A 24,863-nucleotide genomic window follows, 5' to 3' on the forward strand; every position below is an offset into this window, starting at 1 on the left:
AAGGGCTTCACCTAGTACACACACAGGGAGCAACCGGAATGGGTTCGGTTCGCGTAGCCATCGTCGGCGTGGGCAACTGCGCCGCGTCGCTGGTGCAGGGCGTCGAGTACTACAAGGACGCCGACCCGGCGTCCAAGGTCCCGGGCCTGATGCACGTCCAGTTCGGCGACTACCACGTCCGTGACGTGGAGTTCGTCGCGGCCTTCGACGTCGACGCGAAGAAGGTCGGTCTCGACCTCGCGGACGCCATCGGCGCCTCCGAGAACAACACCATCAAGATCTGCGACGTGCCCAACTCCGGTGTCACCGTCCAGCGCGGCCACACCCTCGACGGTCTCGGCAAGTACTACCGCGAGACCATCGAGGAGTCCGCCGAGGCCCCGGTCGACGTCGTCCAGGTCCTCAAGGACAAGCAGGTCGACGTCCTGGTCTGCTACCTGCCCGTCGGCTCCGAGGCCGCGGCGAAGTTCTACGCGCAGTGCGCGATCGACGCCAAGGTCGCCTTCGTCAACGCTCTCCCGGTCTTCATCGCCGGCACCAAGGAGTGGGCGGACAAGTTCACCGAGGCGGGCGTCCCGATCGTCGGTGACGACATCAAGTCCCAGGTCGGCGCCACCATCACGCACCGCGTCATGGCGAAGCTGTTCGAGGACCGCGGTGTCATCCTCGACCGCACGATGCAGCTGAACGTCGGCGGCAACATGGACTTCAAGAACATGCTCGAGCGCGAGCGCCTGGAGTCCAAGAAGATCTCCAAGACGCAGGCCGTCACCTCCCAGATCCCCGACCGGGAGCTCGGCGAGAAGAACGTCCACATCGGTCCCTCCGACTACGTGGCCTGGCTGGACGACCGCAAGTGGGCCTACGTCCGCCTGGAGGGTCGCGCCTTCGGTGACGTCCCGCTGAACCTGGAGTACAAGCTCGAGGTCTGGGACTCCCCGAACTCCGCGGGTGTCATCATCGACGCCGTGCGCGCCGCGAAGATCGCCAAGGACCGCGGCATCGGCGGCCCGATCCTGTCCGCGTCGAGCTACTTCATGAAGAGCCCGCCGGTGCAGTACTTCGACGACGAGGCCCGTGAGAACGTCGAGAAGTTCATCAAGGGCGAGGTCGAGCGCTAGATCGACCCGGCCCGGGCACGTCACGACGCGCCCGGCACGGCCTGTGCGAGGGTCCCTGAGGCATTGCGCCCCGGGGACCCTCGCCGTATGTGAGGCTGTGCCCCATGGCCGTCGTACGCGATCTTCGGGTCCTGCTGCGCTTCGGGAACTTCCGGCGTCTGCTCGCCGTACGACTGCTCTCCCAGGGCGCCGACGGCGTCTATCAGGTCGGCCTCGCCACCTATGTCGTCTTCTCCCCGGAGAAGCAGACCTCCGCGACCGCGGTCGCCTCCGCGATGGCCGTCCTGCTGCTCCCCTACTCCCTCGTGGGCCCCTTCGCCGGTGTCCTGCTGGACCGGTGGCGCCGCCGCCAGGTCTTCGTCTTCGGCAATGTGCTGCGCGCACTGCTCGCGACCGTCACCGCCGTGCTGATGGTGAGCCAGGTGCCGGACTGGCTCTTCTACGTCTCCGCCCTGTGCGTCACCGCCGTCAACCGGTTCGTCCTGGCGGGCCTGTCGGCGGCGCTGCCGCGGGTGGTGGACAGCGAGCGGCTGGTCGTCGCGAACTCCCTGTCCCCGACGGCCGGCACCCTCGCCGCCACCGTGGGCGGTGGCCTCGCCTTCGTCGTACGGCTGGCGGCCGCCGACTCCGACGCGGCCGTGGTGTTCCTGGGCGCCGGGCTGTATCTGTGCGGGGCTCTCGCCGCGCTGCGCATCCCGCGCGAGCTGCTGGGCCCGGACCCCGCCCAGGTGCAGCCGCGGCTGGCGGCGGCCCTGTCCGGCACGGCCCGGGACCTGGCCGCGGGTGTACGGCATCTGGCGGCACCGCAGCGCCGGGGGGCCGCCCGGGCGCTCGGTGCGATGACCCTGATGCGGTTCTGCTACGGCGCCCTGACGGTGATGGTCCTGATGCTCTGCCGGTACGCCCTGACGTCCGACACCGACGACGGGCTCGCGCTGCTCGGGCTGGCGCTGGGCCTGTCGGGGGCGGGCTTCTTCGCCGCGGCTCTGCTGACGCCCTGGGCGGTGCGGCGCCTGGGGGCCGGGCGTTGGATCGCCGTGTGCGCCGGGGCCGCGGCCGTCCTGGAGCCCGCTCTCGGGCTGCCGTTCGCCACCGGTCCGCTGCTGGCCTCCGCCTTCGTCCTGGGGCTGATCACCCAGGGCGCCAAGATCTCCACCGACACGATCGTGCAGTCCTCGGTCGAGGACGGTTTCCGCGGCCGGGTCTTCTCCGTCTACGACGTCCTGTTCAACGTCGCCTTCGTGGGAGCGGCGGCGGTGGCCGCCCTGATGCTGCCGCCGGACGGCCGCTCGGTGCCGCTCGTCCTCACCGTGGCCGTGATCTACGGAGCCGTTGGGGCGGCTATGGCCCGGTTTGAACGCCGCTGAGTGTCACATCAGTGACACAGAGACGCTCCCGCCGCTGGCATTGTCCTAGGCGGCCGATAACTTACGTGGGTCTTATCCGCTCCACTGCATGTGTGCGTCGCACGACATCGCATCTAGGGGGACCCTCGCATGTCCACTCCGCCTTCCCAGGGCAACCCGTTCGCCCAGGGCCAGAACCCGTACGCCCAGGGCCAGCCGCAGGGCGCCCCGGGCCAGAACCCCTTCGCCCAGGGCCAGGGCGCCCCGGGCCAGGCTCCGTTCCCGCCCCAGGGCGGCGCCCCCTTCCCGCCGGCTCCGCCGCAGCCGCAGAGCCGCCGCCCGAAGTTCAAGACCATCAAGAACGTCGTCGTGGGCATCGCGGTCGTCGGCGCGATCATCGGTGGCTGGATAGCGAGCCGTGACGACGCCGACCAGGCGAAGGTGGGCGACTGCCTGAAGTCCGCCTCGTCCTCCTCGGACCGCATGGAGGTCGTGGACTGCACCTCCTCCGAGGCCGAGTCCAAGGTGCTGAAGAAGATCGACGGTCACTTCACCTCGTTCAGCGCCGAGACCGAGTGCCGCAAGGTCAAGGAAGCCACGAGCTTCTACGCCGAGACCGGCGACGGCGCCGAGTTCCTGCTCTGCCTCTCGGACGCCTGATCCGGCTCTCGGACACCGGTCCGAGCGTTTCACGGAAGCTGTGTTTCACGTGAAACAACGGAAGGGGGGTCGTGTTTCACGTGAAACACGACCCCCCTTCCGTTGTCCGGGCTCAGGCTTCCTGCTCCTTGGCCCACCATTCCTGGAGGGCCTCCACCGCCGCGTCATGACCCATCGGGCCATGTTCCAGGCGCAGCTCCATCAGGTGCTTGTAGGCGCGTCCGACGGCGGGCCCCGGCTTCACGCCGAGGATCTCCATGATCTGGTTGCCGTCGAGGTCGGGCCGGATCGCGTCCAGCTCCTCCTGCTCCTTGAGCTGCTCGATGCGCTCCTCCAGCCCGTCGTACGCACGGGACAGCGCGGCCGCCCTGCGCTTGTTGCGCGTGGTGCAGTCCGAGCGGGTCAGCTTGTGCAGCCGCGTCAGAAGCGGACCGCCGTCACGGACGTAGCGGCGGACCGCGGAGTCGGTCCACTCACCGGTGCCGTAGCCGTGGAAGCGGAGATGGAGCTCGACAAGACGCGAGACGTCCTTCACCAGTTCGTTGGAGTACTTCAGCGCGGTCATGCGCTTCTTCGTCATCTTCGCCCCGACCACCTCGTGGTGGTGGAACGAGACCCGGCCGTCCTTCTCGAAGCGCCGGGTCCGCGGCTTGCCGATGTCGTGCAGCAGCGCGGCCAGCCGGAGCGTCAGGTCGGGACCGTCCTCCTCCAGCGCCATGGCCTGCTCCAGGACGATCAGCGTGTGGTCGTAGACGTCCTTGTGCCGGTGGTGCTCGTCGCGCTCCAGCCGCAGCGCCGGCAGCTCGGGCAGCACATGCCCGGCGAGCCCGGTGTCGACCAGCAGAGTCAGCCCCTTGCGGGGGTGCGCGGACAGGACGAGCTTGTTCAGCTCGTCGCGCACCCGCTCGGCGGAGACGATCTCGATGCGCTCGGACATCTCCCGCATGGCCGTGACGACCTCGGGAGCCACTTCGAAGTCGAGCTGCGCCGCGAACCGCGCCGCACGCATCATCCGCAGCGGGTCGTCCGAGAACGACGCCTCGGGCGTGCCCGGGGTCCGCAGCACCCGCGCGGCGAGGTCGTCCAGACCGCCGTGCGGATCGATGAAGGTCTTCTCCGGGAGCGCGAGGGCCATGGCGTTCACGGTGAAGTCACGCCGGACGAGGTCCTCCTCGATGGAGTCGCCGTAGGACACCTCGGGCTTGCGGGAGGTCCGGTCGTACGCCTCGGACCGGTAGGTGGTCACCTCGATCTGGAAGCCGTCCTTCTGGGCGCCGACCGTGCCGAAGGCGATGCCGACGTCCCACACGGCGTCCGCCCAGGGGCGGATGATCTTCAGGACGTCCTCGGGACGCGCGTCCGTGGTGAAGTCCAGGTCGTTGCCGAGCCGGCCGAGGAGCGCATCCCGCACCGAGCCGCCGACCAGGGCGAGGGCGAACCCGGCCCCCTGGAAACGGCGGGCGAGGTCCACGGCGACTGGAGCGACCTCCAGCGGCTCGGTCGGCGCGAGGTCGCGCTCCGGGGCGATGAGGTGGTCTTCGTTGGCGTTCGGCACAACAGAAGAGAGTACGTGTCCCGGGCCCCGCCGAGCGCCTCCATTAAGAGGCGGCGGCCTCCGCCGAGAGGCACGGGACCGCCCGGTCATCCGCTCCGGGCGACCGTCCGGCTCCGAAGCGTCACATGCCCGCAAGCCATCTCTTGTGACGTATCTCAACACAATCCACACCTGTGCAGGCCAAGCGCCCATAAGGAGTCGACAGCCGGGCCGCACCGATCGTGTGGAGCAGTCCGCGGCACTTCCCCTCAGCGCGCATCGTTACCATGCGTGGACGCATATTGCGACGACCACTGACGACGACGAGGGACGGGCGAGCGCGTGGCCGAGGCGGCAGACTTCCAGGGGACCAGTCCCTCACCTGCCCGCCGCCTGCTGCGGCGCACCGCGGCCGTGCTCACGACCGCTCCTCTGCTGGCCGGACTGCTCCAGCTGACCGCCGTGCCGCCGGCGCAGGCCGCCGGCCAGACCTCGGCCAGGGCCGCCTCCGGTTCCGGCACGGTCTCCGTCTCGCTGGACTCGCTCAGCCCCGCCGTCCCCACCGAGGACGACACACTGACCGTCTCGGGCACCGTCACCAACAACGGCAGGCAGACGATCACGGACACCCATGTGGATCTGCGCCTCGGACCCGAGCTGGACACCCGCTCGGGGATCGACGACGCCGCCCGGGGCGGCGAGTACGTCGCCGGAGCGGACGGCTCGGAGATCGGCGACGACCACCGGCAGAAGCTGCCCGAGCTCACCCCGGGAGTCGCCGAGCACTTCAGTGTCTCCGTGCCCGTGGAGGATCTGGACCTGGGCGACGCCGGGGTCTATCAGCTCGGGGTCGCCCTGTCCGGGGAGACCGACGCACAGCAGTGGGACCAGGTGCTGGGCTTCCAGCGGACCTTCCTGCCCTGGCAGCCGGGCGAGGCGGACACCACCACGAGGACGACGTTCCTGTGGCCGCTGATCTCCGAGTCCTACATGACCGCGCAGACGGACTCGGACGAGAAGCAGACACCGGTCTTCCGCAACGACGACCTCACCAAGGAGCTCTCGCCCGGCGGCCGCCTGGAGCAGCTCGTGTCCCTCGGCAAGGACCTCGACATCACCTGGGTGATCGATCCGGACCTGCTGGCCTCCGTCGACGCCATGACGGAGAGCTACGAGGTCCAGGGGGAGGGCGACACCACCACGCCGGGCCGCGGCCAGTCGGTCGCCAACCGGTGGCTGGCCGAGCTGCAGGACGCCGTCGAGGGCAAGGAGATCGTCGCCCTGCCGTTCGGCGACACGGACCTCGCGTCCCTCGCGCACAACGGCACGAGTGTCACCGGCTCGCTGAGCCACCTCAAGGAGGCCACGGAAGCCGCCGGAGAGACGGTGGAGACGGTCCTCCATGTGAAGCCCTCCACCGACTTCGCCTGGCCGGTCAACGGCGCCGTGGATCCCTCGATCGTCAAGGTCGCCACCTCCGCGGGCGCCGACACGGTGATCGCCCGCAGCGACAGCCTCCAGGAGACCGACGCGCTGTCCTACACGCCGTCCGCGCCGCGTCCCATCGGCGGCGGCACCACCGCGCTCGTCGCCGACGCCCGGCTGTCGACGGCCTTCCAGGGCGACCTGACGTCCGCGTCGGCCGGGACGCTGGCCGTGCAGCGCTTCCTCGCGCAGAGCCTGACCGTGAACCTCCAGACGGACAAGCAGCGCAGCGTCGTGGTGGCCCCGCAGCGGATGCCGAGCGCCACCCAGGCCCACACGATGGCCCAGGCGCTCGCCACCCTCCAGGGCAGCCCCTGGCACGAGTCGCAGAGCCTCACGGAAGCGGCCGCGTCCAGGCCGGACCCGGAAGCCAACACCAAGGTGCCGTCGGCCTCGTCGTACCCGGCCTCGCTGCGCAGGAAGGAACTGCCGCGCACGGCCTTCGGACAGATCGCGACCACGCAGGAGAAGCTCGACAACTTCCAGGTGATCCTCAGCGACAAGTCCCGCGTGGTCACCCCGTTCGGCCGGGCCATGAACCGGGAGATGTCCGCGTCCTGGCGCGGACATGTCGTCGCCGCACGGAACTTCCGCGACGGGGTGGAGCGCTACCTCGACGACCTGGCCGACCAGGTCTCCCTGATCGACAAGTCGGAGACCAAGCTCTCCGGCCGCAGCGCCACCATCCCCGTCACGGTCCAGAACAACCTGGTGCAGGGCGTGGAGCACCTCGTCCTGCGGCTCACCTCCACCAGCCCGACCCGCCTGGAGATCGGCGGCGAGGCGTACGACGAGCAGCCGGTGAGCGTCTCCGGCGGGCACAGTCAGTCGGTGAAGTTCACCACGTCCGCCAATGCCAACGGCCGCGTCACGGTGATCGCCCAGCTGTTCACCGAGGACGGCGAGGCGTACGGCGACCCGGTCACGTTCGACGTGAAGGTCACCGAGTTCACCGCCACCGTCATGCTGGTCATCGGCGGAGGCGTGCTGCTGCTGGTCCTGGCGGGATTCCGGATGTACACCCAGCGCAAGCGGGCGGCCGCCCGCGGCGCCGAGGGCGATGTCCCCGAGGACGGCGAGCAGCCCGGCGAGGACGGCGAGCGGTCCGACGAGAGGGACGAGCCGGCCGAGTACGCTGACGCCCTCACCGCCGACGGGGCGCCCGAGGAGTCCACCGGCGGCCTGGCCGGGACCGACGGCCCGCAGAACACGCGCGAGAGCTCCGACGGACCGCAGAACCCCGAGGGGCCGAACAACCGTCTCAACGGGAAGACGGGCGAGTCGCTCATCCGGTCCGGGGCAGACGAGCCGGAGCAGCCGAGTGACCCGACACCGGACACCGCAGCGGAAAACACGGACCCGTCCGGCACGGGTGAGAGAGTGGACCGTTGAGGATGGCGTGGCCGGTGGGCCCGGGACGATGAGGTGGGGTAACCATGAACGCGCCGTACGACGGTGACCGCGGCCGGGCCGTGGGCGGCTCGGGCCACCCCGAGGGCCCGCCGCCCGAGCACGGTCAGGTACCGCCGCAGCACCCGGCGGACATGTACCTCCAGGACGCCTACGACCAGGACCCCTACCGCGCGCAGGACCTCGCCGCCCAGGATCCGGTCTCCGAGGCGCTGTACGACCGTGCCGCGCACCCGCCGCCGCCCCCCGGCACCTACCCCCAGCAGCCCCTGTACGCCCAGCCGCAGCAGTCGCCGTACGCACCGGACCCGCGGGTGTGGGCCCAGACACCGGCCCCCGAGCCGGACGGCCCCAACCAGTACCTGCCCTACGGCGACGACCCGCGCACCACCGAGTACGTGGGCGTGGACGACCTGGTGACGCAGGCCGGCCAGGAGCACCACGAGGCGGACGCCTTCGCGCACCTCTTCCGCGACCAGGAACAGAGCGGCAGCCGGCCGGCGGACCACCACCCGGCCGTGCCCGGCCCCGCGGCCGCGCCGTATCCGGGCCAGGGCGCGGCGGCGTCCTACGGCGTGCCCCAGGCACCGGCGCCGGAGCAGCAGGCGGCCGGCCCGCAGCAGTACCAGGCGCCCGTCCCGGCGCCCGCCGAACCTCCCGCGGCGACGTCCGCGCCCGCCGCTCCCGCGGCACGCAAGGGCGGCCGCGCCTCGAGTCTGATGAAGTCCAGCGCCCTGATGGCGGCGGGCACGATGGTCTCCCGGCTCACCGGGTTCATCCGCTCGGCGATGATCGTCTCGGCGCTCGGTCTCGGCCTGCTGGGCGAATCCTTCCAGCTGGCGTACCAGCTGCCGACGATGATCTACATCCTGACGGTCGGCGGCGGCCTCAACTCGGTGTTCGTGCCCCAGCTCGTGCGGGCCATGAAGGACGACGAGGACGGCGGCGAGGCATACGCCAACCGCCTGCTCACCCTGGTCATGGTGGCCCTCGCCGCGCTCACCGGGCTGGCGATGGTCGCGGCGCCGCTGCTGGTCCGGGCGCTGTCGAACCCCATCGCCGGCGATCCCGCGGCCAACGAGGTCGCGGTCACCTTCACCCGTTACTTCCTGCCCTCGATCTTCTTCATGGGCATCCACGTGGTGATGGGTCAGATCCTCAACGCCCGCGGCCGCTTCGGCGCGATGATGTGGACCCCGGTCCTGAACAACATCGTCATCATCATCACGCTCGGCATGTTCCTGTGGGTGTACGGCAGCTCGGCCGACTCCCGGATGCAGGTGCAGAACATCCCGGCGGACGGGGTGCGGCTCCTCGGCATCGGCATCCTCCTCGGCCTCGTCGTCCAGGCCCTGGCGATGATCCCGTACCTGCGGGAGACCGGGTTCAAGCTGCGGCTGCGCTTCGACTGGAAGGGCCACGGCCTCGGCAAGGCCGCGATGCTCGCCAAGTGGACGATCCTGTTCGTCCTGGCGAACCAGGCGGGCGCGCTGATCGTCACCCAGCTCGCCACCGCCGCGATCGTCGACACCGGCATCAAGGGCACCGGCTTCAGCGCCTATGCCAACGCCCAGCTCATCTGGGGTCTGCCGCAGGCCATCATCACCGTCTCGCTGATGGCGGCCCTGCTCCCGCGCATCTCCCGTTCGGCCGCCGAGGACGACGCGGGCGCCGTCCGGGACGACATCTCCCACGGCCTGCGCACCACGGCCGTCGCGATCGTCCCGCTCGCCTTCGGGTTCGTCGCCCTCGGCGTCCCGATGTGCACCCTGATCTTCGGTTCCTCGGGCAGCTCGGCCGCCACCAACATGGGCTACATGCTCATGGCCTTCGGCCTCGGCCTGATCCCCTACTCCGTCCAGTACGTCGTCCTGCGCGCCTTCTACGCGTACGAGGACACCCGCACCCCCTTCTACAACACGGTCATCGTGGCCGCCGTGAACGCGGGTGCCTCCGCCCTGTGCTACCTGCTGCTGCCGGCCCGCTGGGCCGTGGTCGGCATGGCCGCCGCCTACGGGCTGGCCTACGTCATCGGCGTGGGCGTCGCCTGGCGGCGGCTGAGCAAGCGGCTCGGCGGCGACCTGGACGGCTCTCGCGTGCTGCGCACCTACGCACGGCTGTGCATCGCCTCGGTTCCGGCGGCGCTGCTCAGCGGCGCGGTCTGCTACGGAATCACCAGGACGCTCGGCCACGGCGTCGCCGGCTCCTTCGCCTCACTGCTGGCGGGCGGGGCCGTACTGCTCGGCATCTTCTACGCAGCGGCCCGCCGGATGCGTATCGAGGAGCTGAACTCGATGGTCGGCATGGTCCGCGGGCGACTGGGTCGCTGAAGCGGGGGAGGTACTCGCACAACCATCGTCCGCTCTTGTGTGTCGTGCACAGCGACGGACTGTGGGCACAATTGGTTTCGGCGTCGGACGGCGCGCAATGGATGGGGAGGCAGGACGACGGTGGCGGAACGGAGCAGGGCTGCCGTCGACGTGGCAGACAACAGCGGTGACGAGCCGCTGACCGCCGAGGCGGACCAGGCGGACCAGTCCACGGCCGACGGGGCGGACCAGAACGGGGAGCGGGACACGAAGAACGACGAGGCACAGGGGAGCGGCGGGACGGAGAGTCCCGGAAAGGCCTCACCGCCCGAACTGCACAGCGGCCACAAACTGGCCAGGCGTTACCGCCTGGAAGAGTGCCTCACCCGTCTGGACGGCTTCAGCAGTTGGCGCGCGGTCGACGAGAAACTCCGCCGTGCCGTCGGCGTCCACATCCTGCCCGCGGACCATGCGCGTGCCCGCGCCGTCCTCGCCGCGGCCCGCTCCTCGGCGCTGCTCGGCGACCCACGCTTCGTCCAGGTCCTCGACGCCGTCGAGGAGAACGATCTCGTGTACGTGGTGCACGAGTGGCTGCCCGACGCCACCGAGCTCGCCGCGCTGCTCGCCGCCGGGCCCCTGGAGCCGCACGACGCCTACCAGTTGGTCAGCCAGATCGCCTCCGCCATGGCCGCCGCGCACCGCGAGGGCCTGGCTCATCTGCGGCTGAGCCCCAGCGCCGTGCTGCGGACCTCCACCGGGCAGTGGCGTGTCCGCGGCCTCGCGGTCAACGCCGCGCTGCGCGGCATCAGTTCCGACACCCCTCAGCGCACCGACACCGAGGCGATCGGCGCTCTGCTGTACGCCGCCCTCACCCAGCGCTGGCCGTACGAGAACGACGCCTACGGCCTCGCGGGGCTGCCCAAGGACATCGGGCTGATCGCCCCCGACCAGGTACGGGCGGGTGTGCACCGCGGGCTGTCCGAGCTGGCCATGCGCGCCCTGGCCAACGACGGCGCGACGGCCTCGCGGCACGAGGCCGCGTGCACCACGCCGGAGGAACTGGTCAAGGCGATCGGCGAGATGCCCCGCATCCGTCCGCCGGAGCCCGCGTTCACCGCGCCGCCCGAGTACCAGCGCACGACGTACCAGCAGGGCAACTACGGCCGTCCCGCGCCGCACCTCGGGGTCACCCAACCGGTGCCCACTCCGCCGCCCCCGCTGCAGAGCCGCACCGGCAAGGCCCTGAAGTGGGCCGTCTCCGCGCTGCTCATCGCGGCGCTCGGCCTGGGCAGCTGGCAGCTCGCGGACGCCCTCATGGACCAGCGCGGCGGCAAGTCCGAGGAGCCCGGCAAGACGCAGACGACCCACAACGGCGACAAGAACAAGCCCGAGCCGCCCCGGCCGATCGCGATCCAGGACGCCCGGGACTTCGACCCCTTCGGCCAGGACCGCTCCGAGAAGCCGGGGGACATAGACAAGGTCTACGACAGCGCTCCGGGCACCTACTGGCAGACGGACCACTACGCCGGCGCCAACTTCGGCAACCTCAAGTCCGGCGTCGGCGTCATCCTCGACCTGGGCAAGGTCCAGGAGGTCGGCAAGGTGGGCGTCACCTTCGAGGGCAGCACTCCCGTGCAGCTCCTCGCCGCGGACGGGGACGTCGAGCCGCAGACCTTCGACAGCTTCACCAAAGTCGCCGAGGGCTCCGGGGAGACGGTGGACCTCAAGCCGGCCAAGGCGCTCAAGGCCCGGTACGTACTGGTGTGGCTCACCGAGCTGCCGCTGCAGCCCAGCGGCGAGTTCCGCGGCAGGGTGGTCGACATCAAGGTGACCAGCTGAGAGAGCGGGGGCGGGGGCGTGTGCAGTGACCGGCAGGATCCACCGGACGAGGCTCTTCTGGCCCGGCATGTCGCCGGTGACCCGGATGCCTTCGGTGAGCTTGTCCGGCGTCACCGCGACCGGCTGTGGGCCGTGGCCCTGCGGACACTGGGGGACCGGGAGGAGGCCGCCGACGCGGTGCAGGACGCGCTCGTCTCGGCCTACCGGGCCGCGCACACCTTCCAGGGGAAGGCAGCCGTCACGACCTGGCTCCACCGGATCACGGTGAACGCCTGCCTGGACCGCGCCCGCAAGGCCGCCTCACGCAAGACCGCGCACGTCGACGACACCGAGCGCCTGGAGCAGCTGCTGGAGCCGCACGAGTCGGCCGCCGCGCCCGCCGAGCGCAACGACCTCCACCGGCAGCTCATCGAGGCGCTCGGCACCCTGCCGCCCGATCAGCGGGCCGCTCTCGTCCTGGTGGACATGCAGGGCTACCCCGTCGCCGAAGCCGCGCGCGTCCTCGATGTGCCGACCGGGACGGTGAAGAGCCGATGTGCGCGCGGCAGAGCCAGACTCCTGCCGCTCCTCACCCATCTGCGGCCGGAAAGCGCCGACGAGGGCACCCGGACGGAGGAAGGACGGAACCGGACGCAGGGGCCATCCGTCCCACCGGCAGCGAGACCGCGCTCTGCCGGTCCGCAGGATTCCGGGCCAAGCGACTCAGCTGCAGTGAAGGGCGGAGGTGGGCGAGCGTGACTTCCACGACGGACACGGCCGGGCACCCGGACGTCGCCGAGATCTCCGACCTCGTCGAGGGACTCCTCCCTCCGTCCCGGAGCACGGACCTACGAGCCCATCTCGACACATGCGAGCTGTGCGCCGACGTCTACGTCTCCCTGGAGGAGATCCGAGGGCTCCTGGGCACGCTGCCCGGCCCGCCACGGATGCCCGCCGAGGTGGCCGGACGGATCGACGCGGCCCTGGCCGCGGAGGCCCTCCTGGCCTCCCGGGAGACGCCCGAGACGTCCACCGATGCTTCCGAGGCGGTCTCGCTGGAGGCGGTTGCGTCCGGGGCGTCCGACGAAACCCCGGCCGACGAAACCACGTCCGGGGCGTCCGTCTCCCCCACAGACGCTTCCGAACACGATGAACCCCTTGCTTCCACACCACCGGAGCATGCTGCAGGGCACGACGGCGTGCGTGTTTCACGTGAAACATCGCCCGCGTCGTCGCGCCCCGCAGGCCGCCCCCGGGCCACCACCGGACCCGGCCGCAAGGAGAGGCGCTCCGGCAGGCGCAGGATCGCCGTGCTCGGCGCTGCCTTCACGGCGGCCGCCCTCGGGCTGGGTTCCGTTCTGCTGTCCTCATGGGGCGGTGACTCACCCACCGGCTCGTCCGGGCGCGATGAGCAGGCGTCCGCGTCGGACACCTTCGCCGCAGGCACTCTCCAGCACCAGGTCGCCGATCTCCTCGCCGAGAAGGAGAGCACGAGCACCCCGCCTCGCACCGGTCAGAGCTTCGGTGTGGAGGGCGGCCCGGAGACCGACCGGACCGTTCCTGAGCCCAAGGTCTTCCAGCAGCCCACCATCCCCGACTGCGTCCGGCAGGGCATCGGTCGCAAAGACGCGGCGCTGGCCGCGGAGCAAGGCGTCTACCAAGGGCGCGAGGCTCTGCTCGTGGTGCTGCCGGACGCCTCCGACACCAGCAGGGTGACCGTCTATGTCGTGGACACCGCCTGTGTGGCTCAGGATTCCAACGCCAAGGCGGAAGTTCTGCTGAAGGACTCCTACACCCGTCCCTGAAGCCTCACCTCGTCTCTTGCGACACCCGTGTGTCGTCCCTTCGTGTGCCCGGACACAGTGGGAATGCACGCCCCTTAGGATCCGTTGGGTGGGGTGAGAGTTCCGAGAGGTGCTCCCACCGGTCGAACGACGCAGTCCAGAGACGAGGAAACAAGCCGTGAGCGACGTCCGTAACGTGATCATCATCGGCTCCGGGCCCGCCGGCTACACGGCGGCGCTCTACACCGCGCGCGCGTCGCTGAAGCCCCTGGTGTTCGAGGGCGCCGTCACCGCAGGCGGTGCGCTGATGAACACCACCGAGGTGGAGAACTTCCCGGGCTTCCAGGACGGCATCATGGGCCCCGAGCTCATGGACAACATGCGCACCCAGGCCGAGCGCTTCGGTGCCGAGCTCATCCCGGACGACATCGTCTCCGTCGACCTGACCGGTGAGATCAAGACCGTCACGGACACCGCCGGCACGGTCCACCGGGCCAAGGCCGTCATCGTCACCACCGGCTCCCAGCACCGCAAGCTCGGCCTGCCGAACGAGGACGCCCTCTCCGGCCGTGGTGTCTCCTGGTGTGCCACCTGCGACGGCTTCTTCTTCAAGGACCACGACATCGCCGTGATCGGTGGTGGCGACACCGCGATGGAGGAGGCCACCTTCCTCTCGCGCTTCGCCAAGTCCGTGACGATCGTCCACCGCCGGGACACGCTGCGTGCCTCCAAGGCCATGCAGGAGCGCGCCTTCGCCGACCCGAAGATCAAGTTCGTCTGGGACAGCGAGGTCGCCGAGGTCCAGGGCGACCAGAAGCTCTCCGGTCTCAAGCTGCGCAACCTCAAGACCGGTGAGCTCTCCGACCTGGCGGTGACCGGCCTGTTCATCGCGATCGGCCACGACCCGCGCACCGAGCTGTTCAAGGGCCAGCTGGACCTGGACGAGGAGGGGTACCTGAAGGTGAACGCCCCCTCGACCCGGACGAACCTGACCGGTGTCTTCGCCGCCGGTGACGTCGTGGACCACACCTACCGTCAGGCGATCACCGCGGCCGGCACCGGCTGCTCCGCCGCTCTCGACGCCGAGCGTTTCCTCGCGGCTCTCGCGGACGGCGAGCAGGCCGAGCCCGAGAAGACCGCTGTCTGATCCCCCTCCTCCACCCCGCCTCACGCACAACCAGTCAAAAGGAGCCCCCCGTGGCCGGCACCCTGAAGAACGTCACCGACGACACCTTCGAGCAGGACGTCCTCAAGAGCGACAAGCCCGTCCTGGTGGACTTCTGGGCCGCCTGGTGCGGTCCCTGCCGCCAGATCGCCCCGTCCCTGGAGGCGATCGCCGCCGAGCACGGTGACAAGATCGAGATCGTCAAGCTGAACATCGACGAGAACCCGGGTACGGCCGCCAAGTACGGCGTCATGTCCATCCCGACCCTGAACGTCTACCAGGGCGGCGAGGTCGCCAAGACCATCGTCGGCGCCAAGCCCAAGGCTGCGATCCTGCGTGACCTCGAGGACTTCATCGCCGAGTGATCTCGCGGTGAGACAAACCGATGTTTCACGTGAAACATGAAGGGGGCCGACCCGTCCGGGTCGGCCCCCTTCATGGTGCGTCAGGCCCTCACAGAGGCCGCAGCACCGGTTCCTTCTGCACCGCCCCCAGCAGCCGGTCCAGCGCCATCTCCACGTCTTCCTTCCAGGAGAGCGTCGTCCGCAGCTCCAGCCGCAGCCGCGGATGGGAGGGATGCTGCCGCACGGTCTTGAAGCCGACCGCGAGGAGATGCTCGGCGGGCAGCAGACAGGCGGGCTCCTTCCAGCGGACGTCACCGAACGCCTCGATCGCCTTGAAGCCACGCCGCAGAAGATCCTTGGCCACCGTCTGCACCATCACCCGGCCCAGCCCCTGCCCCTGATGGCCGGGAAGAATGAAGGCCGTCATCAGCTGCACGGCATCCGGCGACACAGGGCTCGTGGGGAACACCGCGGAGCGGGGGACATACGCCGGAGGCGCATAGAGCACGAAGCCCACCGGAACATCGTCGACGTAGACGACCCTGCCGCAGGAGCCCCAGTCCAGAAGCACCGAGGAGATCCACGCCTCCTTCTCCTCAGCGGCCGTACCGGCCTTTACCGCAGCCTCACCGCTGACCGGGTCGAGCTCCCAGAAGACACACGAGCGGCAGCGCCGGGGAAGGTCCTGAAGGTTGTCCAACGTGAGCGGTACGAGCCGACGGCCCATGAAGGCTGTTCCTCGCTTCCTTCGCCCGCGGCACCACGGGCGGCAGTCAGAGCGCTGCGTTCCTTGAGCAGGCTGCCGACGAATCCGCCGATCGCGCCCAGGCCCAGTCCCGCGCTCAGCAGTCCGGTCCGGCTCATCGTGCGCACAGCCCCGCCTCTCCTCTGAGGTAATGCCAGGTGGATGCGCCATTCCTGATCGCATCGTATCCATCTGGAGATTCCGCCGATACCGACAGAAAGCAAAGAGCGAGCCGTGTTCCGGTACACCGGACACGGCTCGCTCTCACGGCGTTCGACACGTCGCGGCTCAGTCCTCCGCGTCCTCGGATTCGCCGTCCGACAGGCTCTTCTGCAGTACGGGCCCTTCCCCGGGAGCCAGCGTGCCGAGGATCCGCTCAAGATCATCCACTGAAGCGAACTCGACCGTGATCTTGCCCTTCTTCTGGCCCAGGTCGACCTTCACCCGGGTCTCGAAGCGGTCCGACAGCCGGGTCGCGAGATCCGTGAGCGCCGGGGAGAGACGCGCGCCGGCCCGGGGCTTCTTGGCCCTCGGCGCCTTCTGCTCCCGTGACCCCATCAGGTTCACGATCTCCTCGACCGAGCGCACCGAGAGCCCTTCGGCGACGATCCGGTGCGCCAGACGGTCCTGCTCCTCCGCGTCGTCGACAGCCAGCAGCGCCCGGGCATGGCCCGCCGACAGCACACCGGCCGCGACACGGCGCTTGACCATGGGAGAGAGCTGAAGGAGCCGCAGCGTGTTGGAGATCTGCGGACGAGAGCGCCCGATGCGCTCCGCCAGCTGCTCATGGGTGCAGTTGAAGTCCTGCAGGAGCTGGTCGTACGCGGCCGCCTCCTCCAGCGGATTCAGCTGCGCCCGGTGAAGGTTCTCCAGGAGCGCGTCCAGGAGCATCTTGTCGTCGTCCGTGTGCCGCACGATCGCCGGGATCGCTTCAAGCCCCAGCTCGGTGCAGGCCCGCCAGCGACGCTCACCCATGATGAGTTCGTAGCGGCCGGCGGCGACCTGCCGCACGACGACCGGCTGCAGCAGACCGACCTCCCGGATGGAGGTGATCAGCTCATGCAGCGCGTCCTCGTCGAAGACCTCACGCGGCTGGTGCGGGTTCGGCGTGATGGCATCCAGCGGGATCTCGGCGAAGTGGGCACCGATGGGCGGCGTCGGCAGCTCCGAGGTGGCGGACACCGCCGACTCTTCTGTTTCACGTGAAACAGCCGGAGCATCGATCAGCTTGCTCGCTGCCACGCCACGCTCCGAGGTGAGAACGGACCCACTGACCGGAGCAGGCACCCCGGTGCCTCCCAGCGCTGTGGCGGCGGGTGCCTTCTCCGTCGGGGCAGCAGGGATCAGCGCAGCGAGGCCCCGGCCGAGACCAATCTTCCGTCGATCGCTCACTGGATCCCCTCCACCATGTTCGGGTTGTTCTGGGCGCCGATATGGGCGCGGGTCGGGTCGTAGCTGATCCCCACGCCTCTCAGCGCGATCTCTCGCGCGGCCTCAAGGTAGGACAGCGCACCACTCGATCCAGGATCGTAGGTCAGCACGGTCTGCCCATAGCTCGGCGCCTCGGAAATACGGACCGAGCGGGGAATGCTGGTTCGCAGCACCTCTTCGCCGAAATGGTTGCGCACCTCGTCCGCGACCTGGGACGCCAGGCGTGTCCGGCCGTCGTACATGGTGAGCAGGATCGTGGAGACATGCAGGGTGGGGTTGAGGTGCCCCCGCACCAGGTCCACGTTGCGCAGCAGCTGCCCCAGACCCTCCAGCGCGTAGTACTCGCACTGGATGGGGATGAGTACCTCCTGGCCCGCGACGAGCGCGTTGACCGTCAGCAGCCCCAGGGAGGGCGGACAGTCGATGAGGATGTAGTCGAGCGGCTGCTCATATGCCTGGATGGCCCGCAGCAGCCGGCTCTCCCGCGCCACCAGGGACACCAGCTCGATCTCCGCACCGGCGAGATCGATCGTGGCAGGGGCACAGAAGAGACCCTCGACGTCGAGAACAGGCTGCACGACCTCGGCGAGCGGCTTGCTCTCGATCAGCACATCGTAGATGGAGGGAACGTCGGCGTGGTGGTCGATTCCCAGAGCGGTCGAGGCGTTGCCCTGAGGGTCGAGGTCGATCACGAGGACCCTGGCACCGTGAAGGGCCAGCGAGGCGGCGAGATTGACGGTGGTGGTCGTCTTGCCGACCCCGCCCTTCTGGTTGGCCACGCAGATGATCCGGGTCTGCTCGGGCCGCGGAAGACCCTCACCGGCACGTCCCAGAGCCTCGACCGCCAGCTGGGCAGCTCGACCGATGGGGGTGTCGTCCATCGGGGGCGGTGTTTCACGTGAAACATCCGTCCCCGGAGACTCGGTTCGGGGACCGGGGACCGGATCGGTCATCGGTCCCGCGATGTTGGCGTCGGACCGCAAGGATTCACCTTCCTCGACTTCAGGCTCGCAATGAACAGAGCCTGCCATGCCTTCGGGGTCGTGAACCAGTGAGGCCGGGGCTTCTGTGGAGAAATCCACCTCTGTGGACAACTCCGATCCCTCGTCGAGCGACGCCACGGGCGTTTCGGAAGCCACGGGTGTCCCGAGTGAAGCGGCAGGCCGGTCGAGGGAGCCGAGAGGCTTGCGCTCGCGAGGTTCGGCCGCGGCGCGGCCCCGGCTGATGATGCCTTGCAGCAGTGAGCGACGTTTCACGTGAAACACGATGCAGCGCACCCGCAGCCGAACTGTCGCGACACTCCGTCACATGGAGGACGGGCAGCTTGGGTGGAGTACGGCTTTCCCAGAAGTCATCCTCCGAGGACCGCCCCCGTAAGGCGCCGTCCGGAAGCCGCCTGCGGGGGAAGGCGTCGCTCGCAGGCCACCTCCGAGGAAGACGCCACTCGTAGGCCGTCTGCGGGGAAGACGCCACCCGAAAGCCGTACCCGAGAGCCACGGCCCGCAGGCACCCCCGGGTCCGTGCCCGGGGCCGTGCCCGCTCAGCGGCGTCGGCGGGTCCGCCCCGTGCGCGCCGCCTTCGCCCGCTTCGCGGCGAAGCGCACGCCGCCCGGGCTTTCGCCGACCTCCACCCGGACAACGGTGGACAGGGGATCCACGACCCCCTCGCCCACCTGAAGGACGGACGTGCCCACCGCACCGAGCTTGCTCAGCGCGGTCGCCGCGCTCTTCAGCTCCTCCTCCGCGGTGTCGCCCTTGAGCGCGAGCATCTCGCCGTAGGGCCGCAGCAGCGGGATGCCCCAGGTGGCCAGCCGGTCCAGCGGTGCCACGGCGCGGGCCGTGACCACATGGACGGGTGTGAGCTTGCCCATGACCTCCTCGGCGCGGCCGCGGACGACCGTGACATGGTCCAGGCCCAGCAGTTCCACGACCTCGGTCAGGAAGGTCGTACGCCGCAGCAGCGGCTCCAGGAGGGTGATCTTCAGGTCCTCACGGACGAGCGCGAGCGGGATGCCGGGCAGGCCGGCGCCCGAACCGACGTCGCAGACCGTGACGCCCTCGGGGACGACCTCGGAGAGCACCGCACAGTTCAGCAGATGCCTCTCCCACAGGCGGGGCACTTCACGCGGGCCGATCAGGCCGCGCTGCACGCCCGCCTCGGCGAGCAGCTCGGCGTAGCGGACCGCATCCGCGTAGCGATCGCCGAACACCTCACGTGCCTGCTCGGGCGCAGGGGGGAGCTCCGCTGCCTCCGTCACGGGGGACCGTCCTTCCGTACCGCGCCGGCGCGATCAGGCGCCGGCACCAGAACCACCAGAACTATCAGGCTGACAAAACTCGGCCCCGTCTGCGCTACAGACGGGGCCGGTGGAACGCATGAACCGATCAGGCGGGCAACACGACGACGAAGCGCTGCGGCTCCTCGCCCTCGGACTCGCTGCGCAGACCCGCCGCCTTGACCGCGTCGTGCACGACCTTGCGCTCGAACGGCGTCATCGGCTTCAGCTTCACGGGTGAACCCGTGCTCTTGGCCTCGGCAGCCGCCTTGGCGCCCAGCTCGGCGAGCTCGGTGCGCTTCTTGGCCCGGTAGCCCCCGATGTCCAGCATCAGACGGCTGCGGTCCCCGGTCTCACGGTGCACCGCCAGGCGCGTGAGCTCCTGGAGCGCCTCCAGCACCTCGCCGTCCCGGCCGACCAGCTTCTGCAGGTCACGGCTCCCCGCGTCGCTGATGATCGAGACAGAGGCGCGGTCGCCCTCGACGTCCATGTCGATGTCGCCGTCGAGGTCGGCGATGTCCAGCAGACCCTCGAGGTAGTCCGCCGCGATGTCGCCCTCCTGCTCCAGGCGGGTCAGGGTGTCTGCACCCTCGGCAGCGGCGGAGGTGGTGCCTTCCGTCACGGGATGGACTCCTTCTTACTTCTTGGACGGGGACTTGGGACGCTGCGGACCCTTGCGCTGCCCGGACTGTGCCTTGCTGCGGGTACCGGAGGCGGGCTTCGGGGCGGCCTTCTTCTCGGCGGCCGCGGCGGTGCCCTGGGGCGCGTCGGACTTCTCCAGCGACGTGGGCGCGTCCGTCTTCTCCAGCGAGGTGGGCTCGTCGGCCTTCGGGCCGCCGGACTGGCGCTGGGACTTCGACTGCCGCTTGGGCTGCTGACGCTTGGCGGGTGCGGTGGTGGTCGTCGGCGTGCCGTCCTCGGTCACGGTGGCGACGCCGCCCTCGCTCTTGATCACGGTGCCGTCGGTCTGCGCGGCGAGGCCCGCCTTGGACAGACCGTTGATGAACTTGCGCTCGAAGTCGTTGCGGTCCCGTCCCTTGGCGACGATGGCCTTCACGATGGCGCGCTCACGGCGGTTGCGGGTCTTGCCGTGGTTCGTGACGTGCTTGTACAGCCGTTCCAGGTAGGCGCCCTGAGCCTTGGAACCCGGGGTCGGGTTGTTGTGGATGACGTACATCTGCTGGCCCATGGTCCACACGTTGGTGGTCAGCCAGTAGACGAGGACACCGACCGGGAAGTTGATGCCGAAGACCGCGAAGATGACGGGGAAGACGTACATCAGCATCTTCTGCTGCTGCATGAACGGCGTCTTCACCGTGGTGTCGACGTTCTTCGTCATCAGCTGGCGCTGCGTGTAGAACTGCGACAGGGACATCAGGACGATCATGACCGCCGTGACGATGCGCACGTTGGCCGGCGAGGCGTCCAGCGCGGCGAGGTCCGAGGCGCTGTCGGTGAACTTCGCGGCCAGCGGGGCCCCGAAGATGTGCGCCTGCTGCGCGCTCTCCAGCAGGCTCTGGTTGATGACGCCGACGGTCTCGCCGTTCGCGATGCCGTTGAGCACGTGGTACAGGGCGAAGAAGAACGGCGACTGGGCCAGGATGGGAAGGCACGAGGAGAGCGGGTTGGTACCCGTCTCCTTGTACAGCTTCATCATCTCTTCGGACTGGCGCTGCCGGTCGTTCTTGTAGCGCTCCTGGATCTTCTTCATCTCCGGCTGGAGCGTCTGCATCGCCCGCGTCGCCTTGATCTGCTTCACGAAGAGCGGGATCAGGCAGATACGGATCAGGATCACCAGGGACACGATGGACAGGCCCCAGGCCCAGCCCGTATCAGGACCGAAGATCGCACCGTACAGACTGTGGAACTGCACGATGACCCATGAGACGGGTGTGGTGATGAAGCTGAAGAGGCTGGCAATCGTGTCCACTAATCATGCTCCTTGGGCATGGGACGGGGTCTCTGCGGCCGGGCCCGAAGGACCGGCTGAATTGTGTCCCTCGGTGGCCGGTTCGGCGGAGGAGGGCCCGCCCTTGCGTGCGCGCCAGGCGTTGCGCAGCATCTCGTGCCATCGCGGACGCTTGCGCGGCGGGACATGGTCCACGCCGCCCAGCGACCACGGATTGCACCGGAGGATGCGCCAGGCAGTCAGGGCGGTGCCCTTGACCGCACCGTGCCGGTCGATGGCGGTGTAGCCGTAATGAGAGCACGAGGGGTAGTACTTGCACACCGGCCCGAGCAGCGGACTGATCGTCCACTGGTAGAGCTTGATCAGTGCCAGCAGCGGGTACTTCATCGCGCGCCCCCTCCCAGGAGCCGCTCGAGTGCGGCGTCCAGGTCTCGGGCCAGCTGTTCGTGATCGGCGTCACCCGCACCGGGCAGCGCCCGTACCACTACCAGGCTACCGGGGGGCAGCAGAGCCACCCGGTCGCGCATGAGGTGACGAAGTCTGCGCTTGACCTTGTTGCGCACGACTGCGCCGCCCACTGCCTTGCTCACGACGAAACCCGCACGCGTCGGAGGAGCGCTCTCCCCAGGCGCGTGCGGGTCCGTGGCACCGCTTCGTAGATGGACGACGAGAAGAGGGCGTCCAGCCCTGCGTCCTCGCCGTACCGCGGTCGCGAAGTCCTCGCGCCGCCTCAGCCGGTTCTCGGTGGGCAGCACGACGTCATGACCTGACCGGAATCAGGCGGACAGACGGGCGCGGCCCTTGCTGCGGCGGGACGCCAGAACGGCGCGGCCGGCACGGGTACGCATCCGCAGCCGGAAGCCGTGGGTCTTGGCGCGACGACGGTTGTTCGGCTGGAAAGTGCGCTTGCTCACTCGGGGGCTCCAGAAAGATTCGGTAGTGGCGGGGTGCCGTCCTGGCTGTCACCGTGCGCCCACGAGTAGCTCGCGTTACGCCCGAGTGCACCGCTTTCCGATCACCTAGACGCGATCTGTGCCCATCGGAGGCAGGCGGCAGCAGCCATCGACAACTCGACCTGGTTACGGTACGCGGGGCTACGCCATCCGGTCAAACCAGCGGTCGTCGGGAGACACTGTCCACAGGCTGGGGACAACAACTTGAACCGTACCCGCCGCGCTGACTACCGTGGCTGAACTCCGATTCGTTCCCTTGTCCCCCGCCCAGCGGGTTTGTTCCCGCCGAGTTTCCCGAGCTGTATCCCGATCCGTCCCGCACACCACACGTACGTGGGACCTGTGAGAGAGCGTGCCCTGTGGCTGACGTACCTGCCGATCTTGCCGCAGTGTGGCCACGCGTACTCGAGCAGCTTCTCGGGGAGAGCCGCGGGCCGGGTGTCGAGGCCAAGGACGAGCACTGGATCCGGCGCTGCCAGCCGCTCGCGCTGGTCGCCGACACCGCGCTCCTGGCCGTGCCGAACGAGTTCGCGAAGAACGTGCTCGAAGGCCGCCTCGCGCCGATCGTGAGCGAGACGCTGAGCCGCGAGTGCGGCCGTCCGATCCGTATCGCGATCACCGTCGACGACTCCGCGGGCGAGCCCCCTCTCCCGCCGGCCTCTCCCGCCGGCCCGGCCCCGGCACAGCCACAGCCGCGCTACGACGAGCCCGAACCGGGCCCCTACGAGGGTTACGGCCGCCATCGCGCCGAGCCGCTGCCGGGCACCGGCGAGCAGCTTCCCTCGGCCCGCCCCGCCTACCCGGCCGAGTACCAGCGCCCCGAGCCGGGCGCCTGGCCGCGCCCCGCGCAGGACGAGTACAGCGGCTGGCAGCAGCCGCGTCTCGGCTTCCCCGAGCGTGACCCCTACGCGGACCGCGACGGCTACAAGGACCGGGACCGCGACACCTACGCGGACCGGGACCGGGACCCGTACGCCTCGCCCTCCTCGCAGGACGGCTACGGCTCGTCGGCCCAGGACTCCTACGGCAAGAGCGGCCACGAGTACGGCAAGGGCGGTCACGAGCCCTACGGTTCGGCCGCCCAGGACGCCTACGGGCAGCCCGCGGGCGACCCCTACGGATCCCCGGACTACCGGCCGCCGGCGCCGGAGCGGCCCTCGTACGAGCAGCGCGGGGAGTACGACGGCGGGCGCGGCAGCTACGACCAGCGCGACGGCCGCCGGGAGCTGCCCGAGCCGCCGTCCGGCCCCGGGCCGGCCCAGCGCGGCACGGGTCCGTCGTCCCAGGGCTCCGGCCCGCTGCTCGGCGGCGGGCAGTCCGCGTCGGCGGGCGGTCCCGGCGAGCCGACCGCGCGGCTGAACCCGAAGTACCTCTTCGACACGTTCGTCATCGGCGCGTCGAACCGCTTCGCGCACGCGGCCGCGGTGGCCGTCGCCGAGGCCCCCGCGAAGGCGTACAACCCCCTTTTCATCTACGGGGAGTCGGGGCTCGGCAAGACGCACCTGCTGCACGCGATCGGGCACTACGCGCGCAGCCTCTACCCGGGCACGCGGGTGCGGTACGTGAGCTCGGAGGAGTTCACCAACGAGTTCATCAACTCCATCCGCGACGGCAAGGGCGACAGCTTCCGCAAGCGCTACCGCGAGATGGACATCCTGCTCGTCGACGACATCCAGTTCCTCGCGGACAAGGAGTCGACGCAGGAGGAGTTCTTCCACACCTTCAACACGCTCCACAACGCCAACAAGCAGATCGTGCTCTCCAGCGACCGGCCGCCCCGGCAGCTGGTGACACTGGAGGACCGGCTGCGCAACCGCTTCGAGTGGGGTCTGACCACCGACGTCCAGCCGCCCGAGCTGGAGACCAGGATCGCGATCCTGCGCAAGAAGGCGGTCCAGGAGCAGCTCAACGCCCCGCCGGAGGTGCTGGAGTTCATCGCCTCCCGGATCTCGCGGAACATCCGTGAGCTGGAGGGCGCGTTGATCCGGGTGACGGCGTTCGCGTCGCTGAACCGGCAGCCGGTGGACCTGGGCCTGACGGAGATCGTCCTGAAGGACCTGATCCCCGGCGGCGAGGACTCGGCCCCGGAGATCACCTCCACGGCCATCATGAGCGCCACGGCGGACTACTTCGGCCTGACCGTCGAGGACCTGTGCGGCACCTCGCGCGGGCGCGCGCTGGTCACCGCGCGGCAGATCGCCATGTACCTGTGCCGCGAGCTGACGGACCTCTCCCTGCCGAAGATCGGTGCGCTGTTCGGCGGCCGCGACCACACCACGGTCATGCACGCCGACCGGAAGATCCGCAATCTGATGGCCGAGCGCCGCTCCATCTACAACCAGGTCACGGAGCTCACCAACCGCATCAAGGCCGGCTGACAGCGGCCGTCAGGAGCCTCGAGGGCGCCCCGGGAGCGATTCCCGGGGCGCCCTTCTCGTTTCCCGCTCGTCATCCTCTGTTCGAATCGCGGCGAGGTTACGGCCGCCCTCCACAGATTCGGCTACTTTCTCCCGTCCACATCCTGGGGACTGGGAAGTTGTCCCGAACTTCATCCACAGGCCAGGCTGCTGAAGG

The 24,863-nt window shown here is 69.6% G+C and carries 21 protein-coding genes; 11 read left to right on the forward strand and 10 right to left on the reverse strand.

All coding sequences use genetic code 11. From position 1 onward, the window contains the following. Nucleotides 1-38 precede the first annotated feature (38 nt). The 3 genes from ACIQGV_RS11405 to ACIQGV_RS11415 all read left to right on the forward strand — a co-directional run bounded on the left by ACIQGV_RS11405 (nucleotide 39) and on the right by ACIQGV_RS11415 (nucleotide 3,127). Entirely contained in the window at nucleotides 39-1,121 is a 1,083-nt protein-coding gene (locus ACIQGV_RS11405; protein WP_402493308.1) for an inositol-3-phosphate synthase, read from the forward strand. Nucleotides 1,122-1,225: 104 nt separating this feature from the next. Beyond that, complete coding sequence (locus ACIQGV_RS11410; protein ID WP_402493309.1) at nucleotides 1,226-2,488, forward strand: MFS transporter; 1,263 nt, start codon at nucleotides 1,226-1,228, stop codon at nucleotides 2,486-2,488. A gap of 129 nt (nucleotides 2,489-2,617) precedes the next feature. Then, nucleotides 2,618-3,127 carry a hypothetical protein gene (locus ACIQGV_RS11415; protein WP_402493311.1) on the forward strand — a complete coding sequence of 170 codons (510 nt, stop codon included), beginning with the start codon at nucleotides 2,618-2,620 and terminating at the stop codon, nucleotides 3,125-3,127. Nucleotides 3,128-3,239: 112 nt separating this feature from the next. Here ACIQGV_RS11415 and ACIQGV_RS11420 read toward each other — a convergent pair whose 3' ends face one another. After that, nucleotides 3,240-4,682: a CCA tRNA nucleotidyltransferase gene (locus ACIQGV_RS11420; RefSeq protein ID WP_402493312.1), complete on the reverse strand. Its 1,443-nt coding sequence runs from the start codon at nucleotides 4,680-4,682 to the stop codon at nucleotides 3,240-3,242. Nucleotides 4,683-5,003: 321 nt separating this feature from the next. Here ACIQGV_RS11420 and ACIQGV_RS11425 point away from each other — a divergent pair, with 321 nt between their 5' ends. The 7 genes from ACIQGV_RS11425 to trxA all read left to right on the forward strand — a co-directional run bounded on the left by ACIQGV_RS11425 (nucleotide 5,004) and on the right by trxA (nucleotide 14,997). Next, on the forward strand, nucleotides 5,004-7,538 hold the full coding sequence (locus ACIQGV_RS11425; protein WP_402493314.1) for a DUF6049 family protein: 2,535 nt from the start codon (nucleotides 5,004-5,006) through the stop codon (nucleotides 7,536-7,538). A 44-nt stretch (nucleotides 7,539-7,582) separates the two neighbouring features. Next, entirely contained in the window at nucleotides 7,583-9,886 is a 2,304-nt protein-coding gene (gene murJ / locus ACIQGV_RS11430) for a murein biosynthesis integral membrane protein MurJ (RefSeq protein ID WP_402493315.1), read from the forward strand. Between the two features lie 120 nt (nucleotides 9,887-10,006). Continuing rightward, complete coding sequence (locus ACIQGV_RS11435; protein WP_402493316.1) at nucleotides 10,007-11,704, forward strand: protein kinase family protein; 1,698 nt, start codon at nucleotides 10,007-10,009, stop codon at nucleotides 11,702-11,704. Nucleotides 11,705-11,722: 18 nt separating this feature from the next. Further along, the gene (sigM, locus tag ACIQGV_RS11440) at nucleotides 11,723-12,442 is read left to right on the forward strand and encodes an RNA polymerase sigma factor SigM (RefSeq protein WP_402493318.1); all 720 of its coding nucleotides are present in this window, start codon (nucleotides 11,723-11,725) and stop codon (nucleotides 12,440-12,442) included. Continuing rightward, nucleotides 12,439-13,488, forward strand: a complete 1,050-nt coding sequence (locus tag ACIQGV_RS11445) for a hypothetical protein (protein ID WP_402493320.1) — start codon at nucleotides 12,439-12,441, stop codon at nucleotides 13,486-13,488. Before sigM ends, ACIQGV_RS11445 begins: the two co-directional genes overlap by 4 nt. Nucleotides 13,489-13,645: 157 nt before the next feature. Next, entirely contained in the window at nucleotides 13,646-14,614 is a 969-nt protein-coding gene (gene trxB / locus ACIQGV_RS11450) for a thioredoxin-disulfide reductase (protein WP_402493322.1), read from the forward strand. 50 nt (nucleotides 14,615-14,664) lie between these two features. Then, entirely contained in the window at nucleotides 14,665-14,997 is a 333-nt protein-coding gene (trxA, locus tag ACIQGV_RS11455; RefSeq protein ID WP_402493323.1) for a thioredoxin, read from the forward strand. Between the two features lie 88 nt (nucleotides 14,998-15,085). On the opposite strand, the gene ACIQGV_RS11460 is transcribed toward trxA, so the two are convergent. The 9 genes from ACIQGV_RS11460 to rpmH form a co-directional block, all read right to left on the reverse strand. Then, entirely contained in the window at nucleotides 15,086-15,703 is a 618-nt protein-coding gene (locus ACIQGV_RS11460; protein ID WP_402493325.1) for a GNAT family N-acetyltransferase, read from the reverse strand. A 306-nt stretch (nucleotides 15,704-16,009) separates the two neighbouring features. Further along, on the reverse strand, nucleotides 16,010-17,113 hold the full coding sequence (locus ACIQGV_RS11465; protein WP_402493326.1) for a ParB/RepB/Spo0J family partition protein: 1,104 nt from the start codon (nucleotides 17,111-17,113) through the stop codon (nucleotides 16,010-16,012). Then, nucleotides 17,110-18,183: a ParA family protein gene (locus tag ACIQGV_RS11470; RefSeq protein WP_402494104.1), complete on the reverse strand. Its 1,074-nt coding sequence runs from the start codon at nucleotides 18,181-18,183 to the stop codon at nucleotides 17,110-17,112. The genes ACIQGV_RS11465 and ACIQGV_RS11470 overlap by 4 nt, the downstream gene beginning before the upstream one ends. 509 nt (nucleotides 18,184-18,692) lie before the next feature. After that, nucleotides 18,693-19,409, reverse strand: coding sequence for a 16S rRNA (guanine(527)-N(7))-methyltransferase RsmG (gene rsmG, locus ACIQGV_RS11475; protein WP_402493327.1), 717 nt, complete (start codon nucleotides 19,407-19,409; stop codon nucleotides 18,693-18,695). A gap of 127 nt (nucleotides 19,410-19,536) precedes the next feature. After that, entirely contained in the window at nucleotides 19,537-20,049 is a 513-nt protein-coding gene (locus ACIQGV_RS11480) for a protein jag (RefSeq protein WP_402493329.1), read from the reverse strand. A 15-nt stretch (nucleotides 20,050-20,064) separates the two neighbouring features. After that, nucleotides 20,065-21,357: a membrane protein insertase YidC gene (gene yidC, locus ACIQGV_RS11485; RefSeq protein WP_402493331.1), complete on the reverse strand. Its 1,293-nt coding sequence runs from the start codon at nucleotides 21,355-21,357 to the stop codon at nucleotides 20,065-20,067. Nucleotides 21,358-21,360: 3 nt separating this feature from the next. Continuing rightward, complete coding sequence (gene yidD / locus ACIQGV_RS11490) at nucleotides 21,361-21,723, reverse strand: membrane protein insertion efficiency factor YidD (protein ID WP_402493333.1); 363 nt, start codon at nucleotides 21,721-21,723, stop codon at nucleotides 21,361-21,363. After that, entirely contained in the window at nucleotides 21,720-22,091 is a 372-nt protein-coding gene (rnpA, locus tag ACIQGV_RS11495; RefSeq protein ID WP_402493334.1) for a ribonuclease P protein component, read from the reverse strand. The genes yidD and rnpA overlap by 4 nt, the downstream gene beginning before the upstream one ends. 21 nt (nucleotides 22,092-22,112) lie before the next feature. Then, entirely contained in the window at nucleotides 22,113-22,250 is a 138-nt protein-coding gene (gene rpmH / locus ACIQGV_RS11500; RefSeq protein ID WP_016644655.1) for a 50S ribosomal protein L34, read from the reverse strand. A gap of 398 nt (nucleotides 22,251-22,648) precedes the next feature. On the opposite strand from rpmH, the gene dnaA reads away from it, so the two are divergent. Continuing rightward, nucleotides 22,649-24,667: a chromosomal replication initiator protein DnaA gene (gene dnaA / locus ACIQGV_RS11505; protein ID WP_402493337.1), complete on the forward strand. Its 2,019-nt coding sequence runs from the start codon at nucleotides 22,649-22,651 to the stop codon at nucleotides 24,665-24,667. The last annotated feature ends 196 nt before the right edge of the window (nucleotides 24,668-24,863 follow it).

The sequence above is a fragment of the Streptomyces sp. NPDC093094 genome (genome assembly GCF_044754345.1).
In the GTDB taxonomy this organism is placed as follows: Bacteria; Actinomycetota; Actinomycetes; order Streptomycetales; family Streptomycetaceae; genus Streptomyces.